Origin of the sequence: Bremerella sp. JC817, assembly GCF_040718835.1 — a bacterium.
In the GTDB taxonomy this organism is placed as follows: Bacteria; Planctomycetota; Planctomycetia; order Pirellulales; family Pirellulaceae; genus Bremerella.
This window is the reverse complement of the sequence record NZ_JBFEFG010000274.1, coordinates 128,992-151,785: the sequence shown is the minus strand read 5'-3', so window position 1 is coordinate 151,785 and position 22,794 is coordinate 128,992. Positions and strand designations below refer to the sequence as shown.

Genomic DNA, 22,794 nt, shown 5'->3' with positions numbered 1-22,794 from the left:
ACCATGATCCGCGCCTGCGCATTGGCATTGCTCGTAGCGATCGGCTCGCAAGTCTCAGCCGCCGCTCCTGACGCCTGGCCTCAGTTCCGTGGCCCGAACGGTGATGGTGTCTCTGATGCCAAGAATGTTCCGCTCCACTGGAGTGCCACCGAGAACGTCGCCTGGAAAACTCCGATCCCGGGCAAAGGTTGGTCTTCCCCCGTGCTGGTCGGCGATAAGATCTGGCTGACGACCGCGCTGGTCGAGTTTCTTTCCGATGAAGAAAAGGCCGAACGTCTGAAAGATGCCAAGCCGTTCATGAAGAACTCGTCGAACATCGCTTCCGAAGTGAAGCTGCAGGCGATTGAAGTCGACTACAAAACGGGCGAAGTCGTGCGAACGCTTGAACTGTTCGAGGTCGAACGTCCCTTGGCCGTTCACCTGACGAACTCGTACGCGTCGCCAACGCCGGTGGTGGAAGGCAACTTGTTGTACTGCTACTTCGGAACCTATGGCACCTGCTGCATTGACACCCAATCAGCCGAAGTCGTTTGGAAGAACAACGAAAACGCCTTGGAGTATTACGTCGGTCCTGGCAGCTCGCCGGTGTTGGTTGGCGACAAGCTGATTTTGACCTGCGATGGCGTCAACGAGCAGTACATCACCGCGCTCGACAAAAAGACTGGCGAGACCGCCTGGAAGACTTCGCGTCCTCCGTACCGCACGGAAGATGGCGACCAGAAGAAGGCGTACGCCACGCCGCTGGTCGTTGAAACGGACGGCAAGACCCAAGTCATCATTCCAGGTGCCCAGTGGGTTTGTTCCTACGATCCAGAAACGGGCAAAGAACTGTGGCGCTGCGATCATGGCAGCGGCTTCTCGAACGTGCCACGTCCGATCTATCACGACGGGATCGTTTACATCTGCTCTGGCTTCATGCGACCGCAGCTTGTGGCGATTCGTACCGACGGAGAAGGCGACGTCACCCAGACGCACATCGACTGGACCTTCAGTCGCCAGGTTCCCACGACCCCGTCGCCAGTCTACGTGGACGGCAAGATCTACATGGTCAGCGATCGTGGTGTTGCCACTTGTGTCGATGCGATCACCGGCCGCGACGTGTGGACCAATCGCATGGGAGGCAACTACAGCGCTTCGCCAACCGTAGCGGAAGGTCGGATTTACTTCTGCAACGAGGCAGGCCTGACGACGGTGATCAAGCCGGGTGAAGAATACGATGTGCTGGCCGAGAACGACCTGGGCGAACGCATCATGGCTTCGCCGATCTTCCTGGATGGTAACCTGGTGATCCGTACCTCGGATCATCTCTTCCGAATCCAGGACGGTAAGTAAGCTAAGGCCGCAGGCCTTGCATCATCTGGCGGATCTCATTTTCTAGTTGCGTGAGATCCGCTCCGAAGTGCCGCTGAAACATACGAACCCGCTCGGCTTGGGGCGGGTCGTTCAGGGCCTCGATCTGCGAAAGTTCGCGCAGGTACGCGTCGTACTTCTCCGGCATCCGTTTCTGCAGGTAATATGTCACGGCCCAGGCCTGGGCGTAACGATCCATCGCCGTCGCCGCCTTCCGCAGCGAATCGTCGTTGGTCAACAGATCTGGCAGGAACGCTTGCCCGCTCTGGCCGGCTGCTTTCTGGAATTGCTGTAGTCGCGGAGCGCTGATCTGACCAATGCCTCTCCAACCGCGACTACTGGAGACGTCTGGCGTCTCGAAGTAGATCGCCAGGCCTTCCGAAAACCAAAGCGGTACGTCGGCAAAGCGTTGTTGCAGACCAGCATTGAATGCCAGTTGGTGCGTCGCTTCGTGCACGATCGTTGCCAGGCTCCATTGAAAGTCAGGGCGCGACATTAATCGCTGAATGTCGCGCGTTCCGAGCGTGCGTCGCGACGAGTCCCCTGCTCCGCCGGTCAGGTCGAACATCACCACATAATTCGTGTGCATGCTGTAGAAGCCAATCACGCTGTTGGCGGCTTCACCCAATTCTGCTTTGCCATAGTTCGCGAAGCTGGTTCGATCGTCGAAAACCAAAGCGACCATAGGCTGTTCTGGTTTCTTCAAATCGATGCCGCGCTGCGACCAGTAACTGGTGAAGCCACGATGCAGTCGTTCAAGCATTCCAGCGACCCACTGGGCATACGCGCGCGAGGTGTTGTAAGCGACGATGTAGTGCGTCGTCTCGATGACCTGCGATCCTTGCGGCATCTCGGAAAGCACGGTCTCGATCAGCTGCTCTTTGGTCTGCAGTTGGAACTCGCCGGTCGATTTCTGGCGATGGACGATTTCTTCCTGCTGGATCGGCCACAGCTTGTTATCTGGCGTTTGCAGCACGATGCCTGCTTCATGCGTAGCGATCACTTCTCCCTTGAGGTCGATTCGCTGGCCGTCCCGTTCAAACGAGACGTCGTCGGCACGCAGCGGGCACGCAGCTGCCAGAAGCAAGACAAGCAAGGAAATCGATCGAAGCATGAGTGACCTTTCGGGTCAGAAGTCGAAGCAGAGCGAACATTGGCAGTATAGTACGTCGCTACGAATCAAGGCAGCGAATCGCGAAAATCGCTACGACTGCGCCATGTGGCCAGCAGGCGGATTGCGATCGCCAGCACCGCCACCACACCCAGATTCAGCAGCAAAATGCCTGCCACGTTGTCTTCGCCCCCGAAATGGAGCAGGCCAAAGATCCGTCGCGAGATCGTATCGATCCCCGCCGGAAGGACCAAGACCGATGCCGCCACATCGTTGGCTGCCAGCACGAAACCAATCAGCAGACCAGCCACAATCATCGGCCAACTTGCCGGCAGAATGACCTTCCACCAGGTTCGTAGCCAGCTACTTCCATCCAGACTGGCCAGCTCGCGCAATTGCCGCTGCGAAGGCATTGCATGCCAATAAAAGAACGTCACCAGCGGCAAGGTGATCGTCACGATCGCCAGCGAAGGTGCAAAGATCGTCCGGTCGACAAGCGGCGCCATCCACGCCAACCAAGGTCGATTGGTACCCCACGCGATCGCCAGACCAACGATCGGTCCTGGCAAGGCGAAAAGGACCCCGCAGAGTAGTGCGACACCGCGTGCCAACCATTTGCCGCGACTGGCAATGTCGGCCAGCAGTAAGGCGAACAGTGTGGTTACCAGCGAAACGGTGCCCGCCAAGAGTAACGACCAGATGAGCTCGCGGCGATAGACAGTCACGCTGCTGAGTGTCAACTGAATCGCCTTCCACGGCGACCAGCCGCGTACGAACTGCCCGTCGACTTGATTGATCGTGATGCCGACTTTGTAAATCAAACCAACCAGCGGTGGTGCCAGCGCGAACAGAAATATTCCCCAAATCAAAAGCGACCACGCCGTCCTGCCGCGTTGCAATGGCAGCGGTGCTGGGCGATTGGTTTCGACTTCTTGCCCGCGAGGTCGCACGGTCTCGGCCAGCCAGGCGGCAAGGACGACCAGGCCGATCATCAAGATTGCTCCCGGTCCGAGCGTTAGTCCTGATTCGGTTGTCGTCAGCCCGAGCGGGATGCCGGTGAAAACGACTTCGCTGTAGGTTCGCACGTTGCAAACGCTGGCGATGCTCATCTCGCCGAACATCGTGATGACGATCCATACCACTGCTACCAGAACGGCGTCCCAACTGCGACGCAGCGTCACATTACCCAGGACCGACCAGGGAGAAGCTTCGAGTCGGGCGTCGTCTTCCAGGCTCGCTGGTCCGCGAGCAAAAGCGACCCCGGTCAGAAAGACGACCCATGGAAACGCGGCCAGCGCATGCAGCCAGATCACACCGGTTACGCCGTCGATTAGATTCGTCGAAGGTTGGAACGGATTGGGAACTTCCAACCAGCCTTGGGGCCCGAACAGATCACGCCAGCCAGCAATGTGGACGTAGACTGGCAGAAACAGCCATACGATCAACATTACCTGAAGCGCGGTCCGTCCCAGCAGGTTCGTCCGAAAGACGAGCAGCGCCGTGACAATCGCTGGTGGGAGCGTTACCACGGTCACGACGGCCGCGTACAGCAGCGTGGCGCCGGCAAGTGATGTGGAAAGCGGATCGCCCCACAGCATCATGGCAGAGGCAACCGCCAGGGTCAGCAGACCTAACGACCCGATGGTGATGCCAGGCGAACGAGATGCGAAGGATTCAGATGTCACGAGCGCAAAAGAAAGGAGGCCAGGAATTGTCCTGGCCTCCAGTGTAATCCGTTTTGCATGCGGAAACGATCGGTCGCTTAGACCAGCTTCGTTTGACCTGGAACGGCGATTGGAGTCGGGATGGTGACCGCGCCCCATTCGTAGCTCTTCGGAGTCAGGTCTTCCTGGCTGTTCCAGGCTTCTTCCCAAGTCACCTTCTTACCGGTGTAGGTCGCCATGCGGCCCATGATCGCACACATGGTGCTCTTGGTCATGTAATCACCATTGTTGATGATGTTGCCCGAACGCATGCCTTCGTAGAGAGCCTTGTGTTCCAGGTCGTACATGTTGCCGCCAGGACCGTCGTACTTCCAGGTGGTCTGGCCTTCGACCACATTGGCGAGGATCTTGGCGTTCCCCTTCGTGCCCATGATGAAGTCTTCGGTTTCGTTGAAACAGCCAGCCATCTGACGGGTGTAGTGGAACATCTTCTGACCGCCAGCGTATTCGTACATGACGGCGTGATGATCGAAGATGTTACCGTATTCTTCCCCGGTACGAACTTCGCGACCACCCAGGCCATAACAGCTCACTGGTGGGACGTCGTCCATGATCCACTGCGCCTTGTCGATGCTGTGAATCGCCTGTTCAGCGATGTGATCACCCGACAGCCAGGTGAAGTAGAGCCAGTTGCGGATCTGGTATTCCATTTCCGACCACTCTTCTTTGTTACCACGATGCCAGAGGGTACCGGCCAGGTAGTTTTCCTGCATCGAGATAACGTCGCCGATGGCACCTTCTTTGATCTTTTGCACCGTGGCGATGACGGCAGGATGGTATCGCCAGCACAGACCGCTCACGATGCTCAAGTTCTTCTGCTTGGCCTTTTCGACCGTTTCCATCACCTTACGGCAGCCAGGAGCGTCGATCGCAACAGGCTTTTCGCAGAAGACGTGCTTGCCAGCGGCAATGGCGGCTTCCAAGTGAGCAGGACGGAAGTGAGGGGTGGTGCACAGGAGCACGACGTCGACGTCGGTTGCCATCACTTCTTTGTAAGCGTCGAAACCGCTGAAGCAGTTTTCGTCACTCACAGCGAACCGATCGCCCAGCTGGCGGCCGAGAATTCGCTTCGAAGCTTCCACCTTGTCTGGGAAAATATCAGCCAGAACGGTGATCTTCAGGTTCTCGTCCCCTTTGGTCGCGTTGACGGCGGCACCATTGCCACGGCCACCACACCCGATCAGGGCCACCTTCAGTTCGTCGTTACCGGCAGCGTGCGCCGAGCGAGCCATGGTCAGGCTGCCGACCGCAGCAGCGGTACCCAGGGCGGCGGTCCCTTTCAGAAAGGTGCGGCGTTCGACTTGGTTAGGCGAAGCCGGCTTAGCGGACTGGTCAGTCATTTCGGTTCCTTCGATCTCAAAGGTGGGATATAGCGGGATATGTTCTTGTGCAAGACGAGGGGCTGGACCCAAATTGTAGCCAGCGCGGTAGGCGAACGCAACAAAAAGAAGCCATAGGGTGGGTATCGCTTGACCACTTGGGTCGCTTCTATGGGCGGATTGATGCCCCTTCAGAATGACTGGATTGGGGTGCAGTCCCCCCAGCCTAGCGGAGATCTTCCCGCTTGTGGATACGATCTCGCAGCTTGGCTGCTTGTTCGTACCGTTCGTTGGCAACGGCATCGGCCAGTTGCTCGTTGAGCGTCTGCCCGACTTCAAACTGCTCGCGAAGCGTTTCGCGAAGTTCGACGAGTCGCACGTGAAGTTCGTCGTTTTCGAAGTCTTCTTCGGACTCGTTGGAGGCGTAAAGCTCTCGAAGCTCCTCGACCCCTGAGGTGAGCTCTTCGATCGCGTGCTCTGGGGTGTGCTTTTCCAGCTCGATCAAGGCTTTGGCCTGAATCCGGTGGAACATCACAAACGGGCGGAAGTGCTCGTGGCTGTCGATCCACTCTTCATCGGTGGAATGCGCCTGGCACAGGTCCATTAACGCCAGCGTGTGATCGGCATCGCGAACGGCTTTCTCGTATTCACGAAGAGCCAGCCAGCAGATTCGGCGATGATAAAGCTGGACGAACTCTCGATCGATCTCTACACAGTCGTCGTCCGACAACATGGCATCCAGATCGGTCAGGAACTGAGCCTGGAGGTATTCGAGGTAAGAGTCGAAATTGAAAGGCTTTTCGCCGTCTGGCCGGCCGGCGATCTCCATTTGCAACAATCCCATTTCGATCCGCATCTGCAGCACATCACGTCCGTCCGATCCGGTGGCGATCCGGGCCGTTAGTTTGCCAGGCTCGAAAGACCACGAGTTAACGATGTGATCGATATTTTCAGAATGTTCGAAGGAGTCCATAGGATCCGTAGGGGAAAGTCACGTAACAAGTTCCACCCAGATTATAGGTCATCACCCGTCAGGGAAAAGGATGCGTTCAGCCGCAGTGATACCCATTACAGAGGGGGTATCGGCCGTGGATGCTAGTCGGGACGCCGAGAGATGTTCTTCGATTGCCGGCGATCGTTCTTTCGCTGGCTATGCTGCCGCTTCTTTTCCTGGTTCTTCAGGACAGAGCTTCGTGATGGCTTCGTCGGCACGCGAACCTTCGGCCGCTTGGCGGAAAGGGTGATCATCTGCTTGAGCTTCGCCAGGCAGGCTTCCATGTTGCTGCGTTGCTCGCGACTATCTTCGCTGGTGATGACCAGGACACCTTCTTTGTTGATGCGCGCCCCCCAGTTTTTCTCGAAGCGGATTTTAATCGCCGGCGAGAGGGCTTCGGTCTGGTAAATGTCCCACTTGAGGGTCGCCTTCGTGTTCGTCTTGTTGACGTGCTGTCCGCCGGGACCGCTGCTACGCGAATACGAGAATTGCAGCTCGCTCCACGGAATCTCGATCGAGGGACTGATGACAAACGTCGACATAGGATTCACGTAAGAAGCGGACGAAGTGAGGTAGACCTGTTTTGGATCGAACCGACGGGGTTAGCTATACTGCCAGGATAGGTTGATTTCCCTCCCAAGACTACCCACGTCAGCAGAAAGACCATCGCATGCCGATTCGGGTTCGCTCGCCTTTCTTCCTCTGGTTCGTTTCTTTTTGCATCGCCTCCCCTGCTCTGCTGTCAGCGGAAGACTGGCCCATGTTTCTTGGGCCGCGTCATAACAGCACATCGCTGGAAAAAGGCTTGCTCACACCATGGCCGGAAAGTGGCCCGAAAGTTCTGTGGGAACGCGAGATCGGTACTGGCTATGGTATCGGCAGCATCAGCCAAGGAAAGTTCTTTCAATTCGATCGCTACGGCAACGAAAACCGGCTCGACGTGCTGGATGTGAAGACTGGCGAGAAACTGTGGGACTATCAATATCCAACACAGTACGAAGACGCGCTCGGCTATAACAACGGTCCCCGCTGTAGCCCGGTGATCGATGGCGACCGGGTTTACATCTATGGTGCCGAAGGAGAACTGCACTGCTTGAGCATCGCTGAGAAGAAGCTGCTGTGGAAGCGGAACCTCTCGGAAGAGTTCATGGTGGTCCCAAATTTCTTTGGGGTCGGCAGCACTCCGGTAGTGTACGAAGACAAGTTGCTGGTGATGGTGGGTGGCAGTCCCGAGCAGTTTCGTGGACTGGGGCCTTACGACATTGGTCGCGTCGATGGCAACGGCAGCGCGATCGTGGCTCTCGATACCAAGACCGGCAAAACGATCTATCAACTCTCCGACGAGCTTGCCAGCTATGCCAGCCTGACGTTGGCTGAAATTGATGGCCGTCCGTGGTGCTTTGCTTTCCTGCGTGGTGGACTGTTGGGATTCGATCCGCGTGACGGCAAGATCGACTTCCACTATCCCTGGCGCGCCAAGAAGCTGGAAAGCGTCAACGCCAGCGTGCCGGTCGTGGTCGGCGACGAAGTCTTCATTTCAGAATGCTACGCCGTTGGCAGCACCCTCTTGAAGGTGAAGCCAGGCGGTTACGAAGTCGTTTGGAAGGATGAAGAACGAAGCCGCAATCACGCGATGGAAACGCACTGGAACACGGCCGTCTATCAGGATGGCTATCTGTATGCCAGCAGCGGTCGGCATTCGCACCAGGCCGAACTGCGGTGCATCGATTGGAAGACCGGCAAAGTGATGTGGGCGGAAGAAGGTCTTTCCCGAAGCTCGCTACTGCTGGCCGATGGACACCTGATCTGCTTGAGCGAAGATGGCGTGCTGCGACTGCTGAAAGTAAACCCGGAGAAATACGAACTGATCTCGCAGTCTTATCTGCGAAGTGCCAACGGTCGGCCACTGCTTCGCGCCCCAGCGTGGGCCGCACCGATCCTTTCCGATGGACGCTTGTTTGTCCGGGGTGAAGATCGGCTGGTCTGCCTGGAAGCGATGGCTAAGTAGTCGAGTTCATCGACTGCAGATAGCCGACGCTGTGAGCGAGCATCTCTTCATAGTTCAACTGCTGCACGTCGCGTCCCATCAGTTCGACATCGATGGGGCCATCGTAGCCAAGTTGCAGCAGGCGAGTGATCGTCGAATCGAGCGAAAGCTGTCCGCTACCCAGCAGGCAGCGGTTTGGTTCCTCGAGCGGATCGCAGCTACGATCGCCCACTTGGACCAATGCCAGGTAAGGGACCAAGAGGTGCAAGTTGTCGAGTACTTCGGGCTGGTCGCCGAACTCATACAAGTCGAGCACCAGTTTGAAGCAAGGCGAGTCGACCAGGTCGATCAATTGCAAGGCATCGGTCATCCGACGGATCAAGGTCCAGTCGCTGCCGTATTTGTGCCGGATCGGTTTGATGGCCAGCTTCACATGATGGGCTTCGGCATACGGAATCAGGTCGGCGAGCGCGCCCGAGAACAATCGCTGGGCGTGCTTGCTGATGTGACCTCCGCGGGCACCGCTGTAAACGATCAAGCAGCCGGCGTTGAGTTCCTGGGCGAGATCAACCGCGTGCTTGGCATCTTCCAAGGCGTCTTTGAAGTTGCGGCCATCACTACCGGTGAATCCCCCGGCCCAGCTGAGTGCGGAAACTTCCAGGCCAAGCTCTTCCAGCAGGATCGCACCCTTGGCTTCGCCGTAGTCGTGAATCTTGTCACGCCAGACGTGAATCGCCGAGAGGCCTGCCTCGCGGTATCGGAAGCAATCTTGTTCAAACGACCAGCGAAGGGTGGTCATCTGATTCATCGAGAACTTTGCCATCCGTGCGACACTCGTAAGAAAAGATATCTGTCGTTTGCCACCCGAAGATCCGCCTGGGTTGGCAGCGAAGTGAAGCCAAGTATAGGAAGCGAACTTCTTTTGTAAACGGCTTGACGGAAGAGTTTTGAAGGTTCGCTGGCCGACCGGCAGAAAAGCCAGATAGAAGTGATAGCAGTGCCATCCGCTGGGGGGCGACCTTGATCGTTTCAGGTCCAGAATCTGCCCGGCAGAGCCCCCCGCCATGTTGCGTTGGAAATGGATGTTATTCCAGTTTCCAAGCGTCGAGATATTCGACCGACTTCAGTTCCATGCCGAAGTCATTCAGCAGTCGCTGGTGCATGTCGTCCAGGTGCCCTGCCCCGTAGAAAACAGCAATGTTCTTCTTGCCATCTTTGATGCTCTTACCCATCACCTCGAATGCCTTGGCGTTCCGCTGCGAGATGATCGTTGAGCCGTTCTTCCCTTCGATCGCTCGCATCTGGTTGTCCATGTCCGAGATCTGCGAGGCAAACAATCGACGCAACTTGATAGCGCGATTGCTGGAGAACAACGCCATCATGATGGCGGCATCGTTGGCGCCACCCTTGGACTGCTGAACGAGGCCCTGACCCATGGCTCGGGCAAACATCTGCAGGAAGCCGTCCCCTCGGTCGGCCATGTCTTTGGCGAACTCTTCCGGCGACATATCGGCGTGGACGAAGTTGTCTGGCGAGTAGTCGACTTTCTCGAGCTGGAATTCGAGCTCTAGCATGTCCTTCATCCCGTTCTGCAGGCCGCTGACCGCACTGCCGGTTCCTTTATGTCCTTTCGGGACGCGGGTACCTTCTGGGGCGACCAGTTCATACATGACGGCGTCGTATTCCTTGAACCGCTTGTTGAGATCCTGGTAATAGGCGTCTTCACCAATATGGACGGCACCGACCAGGTCGATTTTCAAGTCGCCATCTTTGGCAACGTAGTGAGCGATCGCCGTTTGCAGGGCGACGGGGCGATCGTCGGCGTTCTTTTTAACGCGGACGAACTCCGGAGCGTCAGTTTCAGGGGCGGTCTCGGCCTGGGCACCCGATGCTAGCAGGATCGAGAGAATGAGGGTCCAAAGCCGGCGGTCAACAAGTGGTTTAAGCGAGTTGAACAGAGAAGAGCGTGACATCTTGGTTCCTTGCAGCTTGCTAGCGAAACGATTCCAAATTAGTCTACTCGCAATATATGCGGATCGTTTCGGTAAGGGAAAAAAGAATTCGCGAAAGCTAGCAATCTTGGTGCTGCAAGGCCAATTCCTGGTGAGATTTACCGATTAGACCGAATTTTCGGCAGAGTTTGCCAAACTGGTTCAATTAGTACTCGCAGACGTACCGATACAAACGGCAACGCAGGAACTTTCGTCATCAGCCAGATGGCGTCGTCCATACCATTACCGTGGAAGTCACAAGGTAGAAGTGGACCATGTTGAGTTATCGTAAAACACTGTGGGCTCTGGTGATTGTGGCCAATTTGGCGGCCGCTTCCGGTGTGCAAGCACAGTATGAGACCGTTTTCCCCGCCGCGAACCAGCCGTTCACCGATGTCAATTTGGAAAACTACGATTTCCAATGGTTCGCGCCCCCGATCACCGAACAGTACGGCCAGGACACGATTGATCCGAACACGGGGATCTTCTTCGAGTACCACCGTTTGTTCATGAACGTCAGCCGCAGCGACGTGGCTCCAGGCCCGTACGACGGCGACGCCACCTATGGTAACCGTATCGACGTCGGTTACATGACTGAAGACAACCACGGCTGGTTGATCAGCGGTTGGCGTCTGGACGGTCCCGCCTACAACGGCGTGAACCGTGGTGACTTCAACAGCATCGAACTGGACCGTACCTGGCGTTTGCCACAGTTCCACCAGGGTTTCTACATCGAACCTTTGATGGGTCTGCGTTACGCTCAGTTCAACGATAAGACCAGCACGGTCAACTTCGTGCAGAATAACATGCTGCTGGGCCAGCTCGGCGGTCGCATCTTCTCGCACCGCGGTCAGTGGACCCTGGAAGGTACCGTTCGAGCCTTCGGTGGCCAGAACTGGATCTTCCGCGGCGACCAAGACTCGTACTCGGCCGGTGTGGCTGGTGGTGAATTCAGCCTGGGTGCTGCTTACCACATCACTCGCGAGATCTCGATCGACGTTGCCTGGGAAACGATGTACATCGGAACCGGTGTTGGTCGTGACCCATTCTTCAACAACGACGAAGACATGACGATGACGGGTGTCGCCTTCGGCTTCACGCTGAACCGATAAGCCCTCCGACTTCCACGAAAGTCCCAATGAAAAAGCCTCGCGAGTTGTTCGCGAGGCTTTTTTCGTGCGCGGTTACCAAAGTGTTGCTACTGCGTGATCGGCGATACAGTTGGCAGCGTTTCCCAAGCAAGATGTGGAAACGCTGCGTGTCAGAAGATCTTGCCGCTGGCAACGATTGGTCGCGGAGCGAATCGCGATCAGATTGCTTACGACGTGCTGGCGTGATTCTCTCGCTGCAGCTTCGACCACAACGCTGCCAGCTTGTTGATCGTCTGGCGGATCTGATCCTTCGTGTGGTGGGCGTTGACGAATAGTCGCAGCCGTGCCGCCGACTCTTCCACCGCCGGATAAGTCAACGGACGAGCGTTGACGCCGTCTGCCAGCAGCTTTTGAGCCAGGATCATGGTCATCATCGAATCGCCGACGATGATCGGAACAATCGGAGACAGCTCGCTGGCACCGATGTTCAGGCCGGCCTTCTTCGCCAGGTCGCGAACCAGCTCGGCGTTTTGCTGCAGCTTGTTGATCCAACCAGGGTTTTCTTCCAGCAGCTTCAAGCTGGCCAGTGCAGCAGCGGTTGCCGGTGGCGAAAGCCCGGCACTGTAGACGAAGCCGCTGGCCGTATGCTTCAGGTAGTCGATCAGGTCGTGGCTACCGGCGACATAACCACCAGCCGAGCCGAGCGCCTTGCTGAGCGTTCCGATCCAGATATCGACGTCGCTGGCATCGATGTTGAAGTGCTCGCGAACGCCGCGGCCTGATTTGCCGAGGGTTCCCAGCGAGTGGGCTTCGTTGATCATCAGCCAGGTCTTGTGACGATTGCGGATCTCGATCAGTTGCGGCAAAGGACAAACGTCCCCTTCCATGCCGTAGACCCCTTCCGCCACGATCAACACGCGGCGGTAGTCTTTGCGAATGTCGTGCAGGATCTCGTCCAGTTCACGCCAATCGTTGTGCGGGTAAGGTCGTCGACGAGCACCTGACAGGTTAGCACCGGTGATGATGCTGCTATGCGCCATCGAATCGTGCAGAATCAGGTCGCCGGTTCGCAGCAGATGCCCGATGGTCGTCTCGTTGGCGGCATGGCCCCCAGACATCAGCATCGAACTGTGAACGCCCACGAACCGGGCCAATTCGCTTTCCAGTTCGCGATGGATGGCTCGTTCGCCAGAGATCAAGCGGCTGCCGCTGGTCGAGACGCCGAGTTCTTCGATCGCCTTGATGGCGGCCTGTTTGACTTCGTCATGCTCGGCCATGCCCAGATAGTTGTAGCCGGCGAAGTTGATGACTTCTTTGCCTTCCACCACGGCCGTTGCCGAGGTTGGGCCGTCGAGGATCTGGAAGTAGGGATTGGGCAGTCCCAGTTCGGCCAGTTGATCCGCCATCTGGCGAACCTGGCGATACTCGGGCAGTGCCGAGAAGCCGAACATCTCTTGCGGGATCTCGCTCGGTGCCGCTGGGAGCATATCTTCCGACGCGAGATAGATCTCGATGCAATCGGCGACCTGGGCCACGGTTCGCATCGACGGCAAGATGTCGTCGGGGAAGCGGGCACCATACTGGTCTTCGATCGACGCGATGATTTCCATCCGTTCGAGCGAGTCGAGATCGAGTTCCAGGATATCGGTTTCTGGTTCGATCGTACGGCCGCGATCTTTGGCGATCTCGCGGATCTTATCGATCACCATCTGCACGGTTCGTTGACGGACCATCGGATCGGAGACCGCCAGACCTTCGGCGTCGGCTCGGGCCGCCTCCAATTGAGCACGGCGAAGCTTGACGCGTTGAATCTCTTCGGAGACCTGAACTTCGTCCCAAGCGACCCAGCGTTCCAAAACAGGCAGCGTATGCGTCAGGAAGTGTTCCTTGCACGCGTGTCGCTGGATCTTGCCGCTGGAAGTCTTCGGGATCGAGCCGCGACGAATCAGGGCGACGCCATCGACCGAGACTTCATGTTCGATCGCCACTTCCCGGCGGATCGCGGCGATGATGTCGGTCAGGTCTTTTCGCTTGGCACGCGGCGCTTCGGCCACGACGATCAAGCGTTCTTTGTCGGCGACTTCCGCGACGACGGCCGCGGCGGTCATCCCTTCCATCAGGTCGTGACACTGCGTGACGGTCTGCTCGATATCTTGCGGATACCGGTTCACACCACGCACGATCAGCATGTCTTTCAAGCGACCGGTGATGAACAGCTCGCCATTGGTTTTCATGAAACCAAGGTCGCCGGTTCGCAGGAACGGACCTTCCTTCGTATCGGAAGTGAACGCGTTGAAGATCGTTTCGGTCGATTCTTCGTTTCGCCAGTAGCCCTTGGCGATACTCGGGCCTTGAACCCAGACTTCGCCGACTTCATCGGGCTGGCGTTTCACGAGCGTATCGGGCTCGACAATCAGAATCTTCTGGTCGGGAAGCGTGTTGCCACAGCCGACGATCAAACGGGCACCGTCGTCGTCGGGATCGGCGTCGACCACCTGATGATGATCGAGCGAGTAGCCATCGACGGCCTGAATTACCGGCGGGCTCTTTTTCATACCGCCGGAGATGATGAGCGTAGCCTCTGCCATGCCATAGCACGGATAGAACGCTTCACGGCGGAAACCGCACGATTCGAACGCCTTCGAGAAGCGATCGATCGTTTCTGGTCGGACTGGTTCGGCACCGTTAAAGGCAAGTTCCCAGTTGCTCAGGTCGAGCTTTTCACGTTGTTCCGGGGTGACCTTCTGTACACACAGCTCGTAGGCGAAGTTCGGACCGCCGCTGATGTTGCACTGATACTTCGAGATCGCGCGAAGCCAGCGATACGGCTGCTGCAGGAAGGCCATCGGCGACATCAGCACGTTTGGCTGGCCGATCTGCATTGGCTGAAGCACACCGCCGATCAGACCCATGTCGTGATACATCGGCAGCCAGAAGCAGGCCCGGACACTACGGGTATGTTCGAAGGCATACGAGATCAACGCCGAGTTGTGCATCATGTTGCCATGCGACAACATCACACCCTTGGGCGTTCCGGTCGAGCCGGAGGTGTACTGCAGGAAGGCGAGCGTTTCGGCCGTGATGCGCGGCTGGTTCCAGGCATCGGCCTGTTGGTCTTCAACCTTGTCGGTTCGGATCCATTCGATCGTCTTCAGGCCTGGGGTTTCCTCGAACATCGGGACCATGCGGTCGTACACGTCCGAGATGGTCAGGGCGACCTTGGCCTGGGCGTCGTCGGCGATGGCCTGGATGCGGACCATGTTGCGATTGCGGCGCGGCGGATAGGCCGGCACGGCAACGACACCGGCGTAAAGGCAACCGAAGAAGGCGGCGATGAAATCGAGCCCCGGCGGAAACAGCAGCAGCGCACGCTCCCCTTCCATGCCTCGGGCTTGCAATTCCGCAGCGATCGCCTGGCAGCGATGGTCGAGCTGTTCGTAAGTCAGCTTGACCTCTTCGTCTTCCCCATCGACCAGAAAGGTGAAAGCAACCTGCGACCCCAGGTGCTCGGCACGATGGCGCAAGCGATCCACGATGTTCGTCGAGGGAGGGGTAAACGAGTTGAGCATCTCTGGAGTCACGAGTTTTTCATTCTCCGATTGGCAATTCGCAAACGGCCATCTGGGTTCCGAGCGACGCGGCGTTAGCGCATCCAGGCTCGCAGTGGCAGGCGGCGACAGGACGCCGTGCATTGGGAATGGGACGAGAGTAAGGGGTTATGTACTTGCATGAATCATTCAAATGCAAGGCCAGCGACGGGGCTTAAGCCCACGTGCGACCACAGCTCTTGAGAATTCGGCCTTCGTATTCGCCGATCAATCCACCCACAACATCCCAGCCTTCCGGTCGACGAACTTCAATGTCGCCCTGGCGGTTGATGCGCACGATGGATGTCTCGGTGATATGCGACTTTCGCAGATCATCGGGAGTCAATTCGTCGTCGTGCAAGGCATCCATCAATTCTTTGCCTGTCATTTCGATGAACTGCATGGCTTGCAAACTTTCGGCTATGAATGAGCTTATGGCGCTTTCCGCCCCGAAATGGGCAAACCCTCATGATAACGTAAACGAGCCTCGGGGGGAGTATCTGAGAATCAGAATTGCCCCCGGAAAACCAGTACTATGGGGGAGGGATTGGGATAGTTGGAATAGTTTTATCGGGGGATAAGAGGATGTCGGGCCCCGAAATCAAATGAAGATCGTGTTGAGATCGGTCTCTGGATCGGGCATGCTGGTTGTTCGACAAGGCATTCGCTGTACCCTGAACACATCCCTGTTTGACAGCAACATTTTTGCCTAGGAGTCCCCGCCGGTGACCTCTCCTTCCTTCCAATCGGCTGCCCAAGCCTTTCTTTCGGACCGTCGTCAGTTTGTGTTGGGGGCTGGTTCCCTCACCTTGCTTCCTTGGTTGGGACAATGTGTTCAAGGGGCTTTGAAGACCAACGCGAGCTTCGCCAGCGATCCTTTCACCTCTGGCGTTTCATCCGGCGATCCGAGTCCGGATGGGTTTGTGCTGTGGACCCGCCTGGCACCCGATCCGATCAACGGTGGTGGCATGCCGGACGATGCGTTCCAGGTCACCTGGGAACTGGCCGAAGACGAAGGCTTCCGGAAGATCGTGCAGTCGGGCAAAACCCTGGCGACGCCACAACTGGGGCACTCGGTTCACATCGAAGTCGCCGGATTGCCGGCCGATCGCTGGTTCTATTACCGATTTCAGTGTGGCGACGCGGTCAGTCCGACCGGTCGAGCCCGCACGACGCCGGCGTTCAACGTGATGGCCGATAAGCTGCGGTTCGCGTTCGCTTCGTGTCAGCATTTCGAGCATGGCTACTTCACCGCCTACGAGCACATGGCTCAGGAAGACCTCGACCTGGTGCTGCACCTCGGCGATTACATCTACGAATATGGCGAGAACAAGAAAGCAGTTCGGCAGCATACCGGTTCGGAAATCAAGTCGCTGACCGATTACCGCAATCGGTACGCGTTGTACCGCTCGGACGAGCACCTGCGAGCCGCCCATGCGAAGTGCCCTTGGTTGGTGGTGTGGGACGATCACGAGTTCGACAACAACTGCGCCGCGGACATCTCGGAAGAAGACGACGTCAATCCAGCCGACTTCCTGCTGCGTCGAGCCAATGCCTATCAGGCCTATTACGAATCGATGCCGCTCCGCAAGCGAAGCATGCCCAAGGGGCCGCACATGCAGCTCTATCGCCGGATTCCTTACGGCCAGTTGGCGAACTTCGAGATGCTCGATACCCGGCAATATCGCAGTGATCAGCCGAATGGCGACGGTTTAAAACCGATGAACGAGGCGGCTCTCGACCCGAAAAACACGTTGCTGGGCGAAAAGCAGGAACATTGGTTGATGCGAGACCTGATTGCCTCGCAAAGCAACTGGAATGTCCTGGGACAACAGGTGATGATGGCCCCTGCCGATCGCCTGGAGGGTGACAAACAAGCCTACAGTATGGATCAATGGCCTGGGTATACCGCCTCGCGAGATCGCCTGTTGGCCTTCATGCAAGACCGCAAAGTTCCAAATCCAGTGGTTTTGACCGGAGATATCCATAACAATTGGGTTAATGACCTGAAGGCGAACTTCTCCGACGAGAAGGCCGCCATCATGGGAACCGAGTTTGTGTGCACGTCGATCTCATCAGGCGGCAATGGCAGCCTGCAGAAGTCGGACGCATACGCAGATCGAATTAAACGCGAGAACCCGTACGTCAAGTTCTACAACGCTCAGCGTGGTTACGTCAGTTGCACGGTCACTCCGACCGAGTGGCGTAGCGATTACCAGGTGGTCGAATTTGTCGACAAGCCTGGCGCACCGAAAGTGACCCGCGCATCGTACGTTGTTGAAAGTGGCAAGCCGGGGGCTCAATTGGCCTAAGACCTAACGGCCAGTTAATAAGGATGCCAGCGCCGACCCAGCTCTGGCATCCAACCTTCCCCCTCCCCCCGCGATTTGTTGATGAGATAGCTAATGCGCACGATCTGGCTTTGTGCCCTGTCCTTGCTGGCAGGGATTGCCGCCGCGACCTTGTTCAGTTCCGATGCGGACGCCGACGCAAAAACGAAACCGGCCGATCAATTGACGGTGATGTCGTTCAACGTCCGTTACGGTTCGGCCAATGATGGCGACGACGTCTGGGACAACCGAAAAGAGTTCCTTGTCGAAACGATTCAGGAGGTCTCGCCTGACCTGCTGGGAACGCAGGAATGCTTAAACTTCCAACGCGACTTCATCGCCAAGCATCTGCCCGGCTACGAAGTCCACGCCGCTTCCCGCGAAGATGGCAAAGAAAAGGGTGAGATGTGTGCGATCTTCTTTCGCACCGATCGCTTTGAAAAGCTCGATGGTGGCCACTTCTGGCTGAGCGAAACCCCCGAAGTTCCTGGCAGCAAAAGCTGGGACAGCAGCCTGCCGCGGATGGCGAGCTGGGTGAAGCTGAAAGATAAGAAGTCGAAGAGCGATCGCCCGATCCTGTACGTTAACACGCACTTCGATCATCGCGGTGAACAAGCCCGGATCGAATCGGCCAAGCAAATCCGCAACTGGGCTGCCCAGTTCGCCGACTGCGATCTGGTGCTGACCGGTGACTTCAACGCCGGTGAAGACTCCGCTCCTTACAAAGCGATGTTCGCCCAGGCCGAAGGCAAAGACTCGGTGTTCGGCGATTCGTATCGCATTGCGACTCCGAAGCGATCCGCTGAAGAAGGCACCTTTAACGGATTCAAGCCTTCTGCCACCAGCGGCGATCGCATCGACTGGATTGGCGTCTCCGAGAACTTCAACGTTATGAAGGCTTCGATCCTGCGAAACAACCGCGACGGTCATACCCCGTCGGATCACTTTCCGATCTCGGCCCAGTTGAACCGCTCGAAGTAAGCGACCTGGCTGAAGCACCAATCGAAACGAAAAAACGCCGTCAGTTTGACGGCGTTTTTTTATGTTTGGATCGTTTCGCTCGGAAAGTTACTGAGCCAAATGCTGGCGGAACAGTTCGCTCATCGCCAGGATCTCGTCGACCGTGAAGCACTCGCTGCGGCTGGTTGGATCGAGATTGCCTTGCTGCATTACTTCGTCGACCTCGGCCTTCTCGAGCCGGCCCTTGAACGCACTGTGCAGGACGCTCCGCAGAAACTTGCGGCGATGGAAGAACAACGCTCGGTTGAACTCGTGGAAGAACTCGAGGTCTGGGATTTGGGCCCGGCGTTCCGGTTCGACCTCGATGTGCAGAATCGCCGAGTGGACCTTCGGAGCTGGCCAGAAGACGCGTGGCGGAAGGATGCGAACCAGTTCGCATTTGCACTGGCTTTGAATCCAAACCGACAGGGCGCTGTAATCCTTCGTGCTCGGCTCGGCAACGATTCGTTCAGCGAGTTCCTTCTGGATCGTCACCGTCATGCTCTTGGGCGTGATCTCGGTTCGCAGCAGATTGGAGATGATCGGCGTGGCGACGTTGTAAGGAAGGTTGGCCGCCAGCTTGAACTTGGTGGTACCAAGCTCGGCCATCTTCTCCTGGATCGTCTCGATCATTTCCGGGCGGAAGTTGTTCTTGTTCTTCAGCGCGTCGAAGTTCAGCAGCGTGACGTTCTCGAAGTCGTCGAGTTCTTCCGAAGCGAACGTCGCCATGTGCGGATCGATTTCGACCGTCACCAGGTGCCCTGCTTCGTTCGCCATACGCGTCGACAAGGTGCCGGTTCCGGTGCCGATTTCCAGCACGACTTCATCTTTTTGTAGATCGGCGGACCGAACCAGCAAGTCGAGCAGGTTCATATCGATCAGAAAGTTTTGCCCGTGCTTCGAGACAGGGCGGATTCCGATTTCGCGGAATTTGCTCGTCAGGTACGAGATCGTTTGATTACGAATTTCAGGCATGCGCGAAATCGGTTTCTGCTAAAGAGCGTGTACGGTGGGTTACTTCGGCTGGGTTGCCAGTTGTCGCTGGACGTACTTGGCCAGCAAATCGGTCTCGATGTTGACGGTATCGCCGGTCTTGCGTTGACCCAGCGTCGTAGCATCCAGCGTATGCGGAATCAGGGCGACGCTAAACCGAGTATCGGTCACATCGACCAAAGTCAGACTGATACCGTCGATCGCGACGCTACCCTTGCTGGCCATCTGACGAGCATACTCGGCAGGCACTTCAAACCACATGGTGCACCACTCGCCATCGTCATTTCGTTCGACCAGTTGCGCGGTCGTGTCGATGTGCCCCGTCACCAGGTGCCCCCCCAATCGATCACCCAACTGCAGCGATCTTTCGAGGTTCACGACGCTTTCGGTGGCAAGCTGGCCAAGATTGGTTCGCTTTAAGGTTTCTTCCCCAGCTTCAAAGTCGACAACATTTTCGGCAATGCTGACCACGGTTAAACAGCATCCATTCACGGCGATACTGTCCCCCAGGCTGGCACTTCCAGCGATCAGGGGGCTGTCTAATGAAAGTCGAACCCCCGGTCCCTCGGGTTTAAGGGCGACGACTCTTCCTTGGGTTTCAACTAAGCCGGTGAACATGATTTCCTCAGTTTTCCCCCGATGGGGCGGGAATAGGTGAAGCTTGGGCTACTCACGAATTTAACGGTAGGGAAAATTCCCCACAACGACCCGTCCCATCCTTGGCAAGCGGCCCCAATATGGGTCAAAATGGCGGCGATTTTTGAAAAACCGCTTGAATGCCTAGTGCGTTCGAGTTTCTCCGCATTCTGCCCCATGCGTGCGGAATTCGGAAATACACACTCCCATTTTTGACACTTATTAGAAGACGAGCCAAAACCATGAGCATGATTGTCGACGTTCGCGGACTTCAGATCCTGGACAGCCGCGGTAACCCGACGGTGGAAGTCGAAGTGATTCTGGACAATGGCGTGGTTGGCCGCGCTGCAGTTCCTAGCGGTGCCAGCACCGGCGTTCACGAAGCCCTCGAACTGCGTGACGGTGACAAGAACGTTTACCTTGGCAAGGGCGTTACCAAGGCTGTTGAAAACGTCAACGACGTGATCGCAGACGCTTTGATCGGTGAAGACGCCACCAGCCAGACGCACATCGACGAACTGATGATCGAACTGGACGGTACGCCCAACAAAGCCAAGCTGGGTGCCAATGCGATCCTGGGTGTTTCGCTGGCCGTTGCCAAGGCAGCCGCCGCTGCTTCGGGTCTGCCGCTGTACCGCTACCTCGGTGGCGTTGGTGCACGCACCCTGCCGGCTCCGATGATGAACATCGTCAACGGTGGTTCGCACGCCGACAACAACGTCGACGTTCAAGAGTTCATGGTCTTCCCACTCGGTTTCGACAAGTTCGGCGATGCTCTTCGCTGTGGCGTCGAAGTCTTCCACAGCCTCAAGAAGGTTCTTAAGGGTAAGGGCCTCAACACGGCTGTCGGTGACGAAGGTGGTTTCGCCCCGAACTTGGGCAGCAACATCGAAGCCCTCGACCTGATCATGGAATCGATCGACGCCGCTGGTTACAAGGCTGGCGAACAGGTCTTCATCGCTTTGGACGTCGCTTCGAGCGAACTGTACAACAAGGATAAGAAGACCTACACCATCGACGGCAAGGAAATTGATTCGGCCGGCATGGTCGACTTCCTGGCTGCCTGGGCTGACAAGTACCCAATCGTCTCGATCGAAGATGGTTGTGATGAAGACGACTGGGAAGGCTGGAAGATGCTGACCGACAAGATCGGCCACAGCTGCCAGCTGGTGGGTGACGACCTGTTCGTGACCAACACCGAACGTCTGCAGCGTGGTATCGATGAAAGCATCGCCAACAGCATTCTGATCAAGGTCAACCAGATTGGTTCGCTGACTGAAACGATCAACGCTATCCAGTTGGCTCACGCGAACGATTACACCAGCATCGCCAGCCACCGCAGCGGTGAAACCGAAGACGCCTTCATCGCCGACCTGGCGGTTGCCCTGGGCACCGGTCAGATCAAGACTGGCTCGGCTTCGCGTAGCGATCGTATGGCCAAGTACAACCAGTTGCTTCGCATCGAAGCCGAACTGGGCGACCTGGCTCTGTACGGCGGTCCAGCTCTGCTGAAGCGTCGCGGCAAGTAAGCTTGCTGACGAGCAACGAGCCCCTCTTCTGGCTGGTCCATGTGAGGTGGCTCGATCTTGAAGAAGACATGGCAAGGGGCCCCGATTGGTGGCCCCTTGTTTTTTCTTTCGACCATTCTGAATGGTTCAGTTAGACTACAATCATGAGCGAGCCCCTTTCGCCGCAGCGCGAGCCGATCACCGATTCTCCTTGGTTTTGGCTCTATCTGTTCGCCACGGTCGCGCTCATTTTGCTGGTGTTCTTCCGTGGCAAGCTTGATATCCGGCAGGCCAACATCGAGCGGCAGCACCAGGCTCGTCAAATCGCCAATCAGGCCTCTGGCACCCCCGACGCAGAAAACGTCGCGGTTTCATCGCCAGGCAACACGCTGATCGGCCTGAACTACCTGTTTGCCATCCTTGGCATCCTGGTCTCGATTGGTTGGGGGCGTCTGTGGTATCTCCGCTTTCGCACACCACCCCCACCGGAAGAGCCATCAACATAAACGGTGACCCGCGCATGTGGATCTTTGAACAGTCGTTACCGATCATCATCATCGCCGTAATCGGCGGGGCGATTCTGGCCGGCACGATGATGCAGACCGGCAAGAAGCTATTTCTTTACCTGCTGATTGGCTGGATCGCACTCTGCTCGCTCGCCCTCGCCCTCGAATATGTGGTAGTCACCGAAAGGGAACGCATCGAAGGGGTGGTCTATCAGATTGCCGCTGCCCTGGAAGCGAACGACGTCGAACGAGTCAAAAGCTTCATCTCAGATGATGCTGAACAGATCAAGTCGGTCGCCGAACGACAAATGGCCTACGTGCAGATCGAGCACATCAAGCTGAAACGCAACCTGGAAGTGACGATCATGACCGGATCGACGCCGATCATCGGGGTCGCCAAGCTGAACGTGAAGATGGAAGGTCATTTAAAGAATAACGAGGCCTGGGATGGAGATTTTGCGACGTTCCTGGTGCTGACCTTCCAAAAGGACCCCGATGGCGAGTGGCGGCTGATTTCTTACCAGTTTTTTGACCCTCGAGGGGAACAAGCAGGCGAGATAACCCCTCCAATATCAGCGGTGGCAGTGCCCAGTTTTTGAATTTTTTTGCGTCTGAGGCGAAATACGGTAAATGCCGTAGCTTTCCACAAGTTATATTCGATTTGCAAT

At 56.9% G+C, this 22,794-nt stretch carries 19 protein-coding genes; 8 read left to right on the top strand and 11 right to left on the bottom strand.

Features of this window, described 5'->3' with window-relative positions:
* The first annotated feature begins 3 nt into the window (after window positions 1-3).
* Complete coding sequence (locus tag AB1L30_RS14740) at window positions 4-1,332, top strand: PQQ-binding-like beta-propeller repeat protein (protein WP_367014197.1); 1,329 nt, start codon at window positions 4-6, stop codon at window positions 1,330-1,332.
* 1 nt (window position 1,333) lies between these two features.
* Here AB1L30_RS14740 and AB1L30_RS14735 read toward each other — a convergent pair whose 3' ends face one another.
* From AB1L30_RS14735 to arfB, 5 genes are all read right to left on the bottom strand, one after another.
* Window positions 1,334-2,464 (bottom strand): DUF1570 domain-containing protein, encoded by a 1,131-nt coding sequence (locus AB1L30_RS14735; RefSeq protein ID WP_367014196.1) that lies wholly within the window; start codon window positions 2,462-2,464, stop codon window positions 1,334-1,336.
* Between the two features lie 65 nt (window positions 2,465-2,529).
* A complete protein-coding gene (locus AB1L30_RS14730; RefSeq protein ID WP_367014195.1) occupies window positions 2,530-4,146 on the bottom strand; it encodes an ABC transporter permease subunit in 1,617 nt (538 codons plus the stop codon).
* Window positions 4,147-4,223: 77 nt separating this feature from the next.
* Window positions 4,224-5,525, bottom strand: coding sequence for a Gfo/Idh/MocA family oxidoreductase (locus AB1L30_RS14725; RefSeq protein WP_367014194.1), 1,302 nt, complete (start codon window positions 5,523-5,525; stop codon window positions 4,224-4,226).
* A 205-nt stretch (window positions 5,526-5,730) separates the two neighbouring features.
* Window positions 5,731-6,477: a UvrB/UvrC motif-containing protein gene (locus tag AB1L30_RS14720; RefSeq protein WP_367014193.1), complete on the bottom strand. Its 747-nt coding sequence runs from the start codon at window positions 6,475-6,477 to the stop codon at window positions 5,731-5,733.
* Between the two features lie 122 nt (window positions 6,478-6,599).
* On the bottom strand, window positions 6,600-7,040 hold the full coding sequence (gene arfB, locus AB1L30_RS14715) for an alternative ribosome rescue aminoacyl-tRNA hydrolase ArfB (protein WP_367014192.1): 441 nt from the start codon (window positions 7,038-7,040) through the stop codon (window positions 6,600-6,602).
* 218 nt (window positions 7,041-7,258) lie between these two features.
* Here arfB and AB1L30_RS14710 point away from each other — a divergent pair, with 218 nt between their 5' ends.
* A complete protein-coding gene (locus AB1L30_RS14710) occupies window positions 7,259-8,506 on the top strand; it encodes a PQQ-binding-like beta-propeller repeat protein (RefSeq protein WP_367014191.1) in 1,248 nt (415 codons plus the stop codon).
* On the opposite strand, the gene AB1L30_RS14705 is transcribed toward AB1L30_RS14710, so the two are convergent.
* Both AB1L30_RS14705 and AB1L30_RS14700 read right to left on the bottom strand, forming a co-directional pair.
* Window positions 8,499-9,308, bottom strand: a complete 810-nt coding sequence (locus AB1L30_RS14705; RefSeq protein ID WP_345085955.1) for a sugar phosphate isomerase/epimerase family protein — start codon at window positions 9,306-9,308, stop codon at window positions 8,499-8,501. The genes AB1L30_RS14710 and AB1L30_RS14705 overlap by 8 nt on opposite strands.
* A 262-nt stretch (window positions 9,309-9,570) precedes the next feature.
* Window positions 9,571-10,458 carry a hypothetical protein gene (locus tag AB1L30_RS14700; RefSeq protein ID WP_367014190.1) on the bottom strand — a complete coding sequence of 296 codons (888 nt, stop codon included), beginning with the start codon at window positions 10,456-10,458 and terminating at the stop codon, window positions 9,571-9,573.
* Between the two features lie 293 nt (window positions 10,459-10,751).
* Between AB1L30_RS14700 and AB1L30_RS14695 the strand changes: the two genes are divergently transcribed.
* A complete protein-coding gene (locus AB1L30_RS14695; protein ID WP_367014189.1) occupies window positions 10,752-11,588 on the top strand; it encodes a hypothetical protein in 837 nt (278 codons plus the stop codon).
* A gap of 206 nt (window positions 11,589-11,794) precedes the next feature.
* Here the strand turns inward: AB1L30_RS14695 and AB1L30_RS14690 are convergent, their stop codons facing one another.
* The gene (locus AB1L30_RS14690) at window positions 11,795-15,100 is read right to left on the bottom strand and encodes an aminotransferase class I/II-fold pyridoxal phosphate-dependent enzyme (RefSeq protein ID WP_367014188.1); all 3,306 of its coding nucleotides are present in this window, start codon (window positions 15,098-15,100) and stop codon (window positions 11,795-11,797) included.
* Window positions 15,101-15,329: 229 nt separating this feature from the next.
* Complete coding sequence (locus AB1L30_RS14685; RefSeq protein WP_345085948.1) at window positions 15,330-15,557, bottom strand: hypothetical protein; 228 nt, start codon at window positions 15,555-15,557, stop codon at window positions 15,330-15,332.
* Window positions 15,558-15,879: 322 nt separating this feature from the next.
* On the opposite strand from AB1L30_RS14685, the gene AB1L30_RS14680 reads away from it, so the two are divergent.
* A complete protein-coding gene (locus AB1L30_RS14680; RefSeq protein WP_367014187.1) occupies window positions 15,880-17,466 on the top strand; it encodes an alkaline phosphatase D family protein in 1,587 nt (528 codons plus the stop codon).
* 93 nt (window positions 17,467-17,559) lie between these two features.
* The gene (locus AB1L30_RS14675; protein WP_367014186.1) at window positions 17,560-18,465 is read left to right on the top strand and encodes an endonuclease/exonuclease/phosphatase family protein; all 906 of its coding nucleotides are present in this window, start codon (window positions 17,560-17,562) and stop codon (window positions 18,463-18,465) included.
* Window positions 18,466-18,552: 87 nt separating this feature from the next.
* On the opposite strand, the gene rsmA is transcribed toward AB1L30_RS14675, so the two are convergent.
* Both rsmA and AB1L30_RS14665 read right to left on the bottom strand, forming a co-directional pair.
* A complete protein-coding gene (gene rsmA / locus AB1L30_RS14670) occupies window positions 18,553-19,458 on the bottom strand; it encodes a 16S rRNA (adenine(1518)-N(6)/adenine(1519)-N(6))-dimethyltransferase RsmA (RefSeq protein ID WP_367014185.1) in 906 nt (301 codons plus the stop codon).
* 39 nt (window positions 19,459-19,497) lie between these two features.
* Window positions 19,498-20,094, bottom strand: coding sequence for a riboflavin synthase (locus AB1L30_RS14665; RefSeq protein ID WP_367014184.1), 597 nt, complete (start codon window positions 20,092-20,094; stop codon window positions 19,498-19,500).
* Between the two features lie 260 nt (window positions 20,095-20,354).
* Between AB1L30_RS14665 and eno the strand changes: the two genes are divergently transcribed.
* The 3 genes from eno (at window position 20,355) to AB1L30_RS14650 (ending at window position 22,725) form a co-directional block, all read left to right on the top strand.
* A complete protein-coding gene (gene eno, locus AB1L30_RS14660) occupies window positions 20,355-21,641 on the top strand; it encodes a phosphopyruvate hydratase (RefSeq protein ID WP_367014183.1) in 1,287 nt (428 codons plus the stop codon).
* Between the two features lie 143 nt (window positions 21,642-21,784).
* Window positions 21,785-22,126: a hypothetical protein gene (locus AB1L30_RS14655; protein WP_367014181.1), complete on the top strand. Its 342-nt coding sequence runs from the start codon at window positions 21,785-21,787 to the stop codon at window positions 22,124-22,126.
* Between the two features lie 14 nt (window positions 22,127-22,140).
* The gene (locus tag AB1L30_RS14650; protein WP_367014180.1) at window positions 22,141-22,725 is read left to right on the top strand and encodes a hypothetical protein; all 585 of its coding nucleotides are present in this window, start codon (window positions 22,141-22,143) and stop codon (window positions 22,723-22,725) included.
* Window positions 22,726-22,794: the final 69 nt, after the last annotated feature.

Coding starts and splice junctions, on each gene's coding strand:
- AB1L30_RS14740 (WP_367014197.1), top strand. CDS start 4: ATGATCCGCGCCTGCGCATTGGCATTGCTCGTAGCGATCGGCTCGCAA.
- AB1L30_RS14735 (WP_367014196.1), bottom strand. CDS start 2,464: ATGCTTCGATCGATTTCCTTGCTTGTCTTGCTTCTGGCAGCTGCGTGC.
- AB1L30_RS14725 (WP_367014194.1), bottom strand. CDS start 5,525: ATGACTGACCAGTCCGCTAAGCCGGCTTCGCCTAACCAAGTCGAACGC.
- AB1L30_RS14720 (WP_367014193.1), bottom strand. CDS start 6,477: ATGGACTCCTTCGAACATTCTGAAAATATCGATCACATCGTTAACTCG.
- arfB (WP_367014192.1), bottom strand. CDS start 7,040: ATGTCGACGTTTGTCATCAGTCCCTCGATCGAGATTCCGTGGAGCGAG.
- AB1L30_RS14710 (WP_367014191.1), top strand. CDS start 7,259: ATGTTTCTTGGGCCGCGTCATAACAGCACATCGCTGGAAAAAGGCTTG.
- AB1L30_RS14705 (WP_345085955.1), bottom strand. CDS start 9,308: ATGGCAAAGTTCTCGATGAATCAGATGACCACCCTTCGCTGGTCGTTT.
- AB1L30_RS14700 (WP_367014190.1), bottom strand. CDS start 10,458: ATGTCACGCTCTTCTCTGTTCAACTCGCTTAAACCACTTGTTGACCGC.
- AB1L30_RS14695 (WP_367014189.1), top strand. CDS start 10,752: ATGTTGAGTTATCGTAAAACACTGTGGGCTCTGGTGATTGTGGCCAAT.
- AB1L30_RS14685 (WP_345085948.1), bottom strand. CDS start 15,557: ATGCAGTTCATCGAAATGACAGGCAAAGAATTGATGGATGCCTTGCAC.
- AB1L30_RS14675 (WP_367014186.1), top strand. CDS start 17,560: ATGCGCACGATCTGGCTTTGTGCCCTGTCCTTGCTGGCAGGGATTGCC.
- rsmA (WP_367014185.1), bottom strand. CDS start 19,458: ATGCCTGAAATTCGTAATCAAACGATCTCGTACCTGACGAGCAAATTC.
- AB1L30_RS14665 (WP_367014184.1), bottom strand. CDS start 20,094: ATGTTCACCGGCTTAGTTGAAACCCAAGGAAGAGTCGTCGCCCTTAAA.
- eno (WP_367014183.1), top strand. CDS start 20,355: ATGAGCATGATTGTCGACGTTCGCGGACTTCAGATCCTGGACAGCCGC.
- AB1L30_RS14655 (WP_367014181.1), top strand. CDS start 21,785: ATGAGCGAGCCCCTTTCGCCGCAGCGCGAGCCGATCACCGATTCTCCT.
- AB1L30_RS14650 (WP_367014180.1), top strand. CDS start 22,141: ATGTGGATCTTTGAACAGTCGTTACCGATCATCATCATCGCCGTAATC.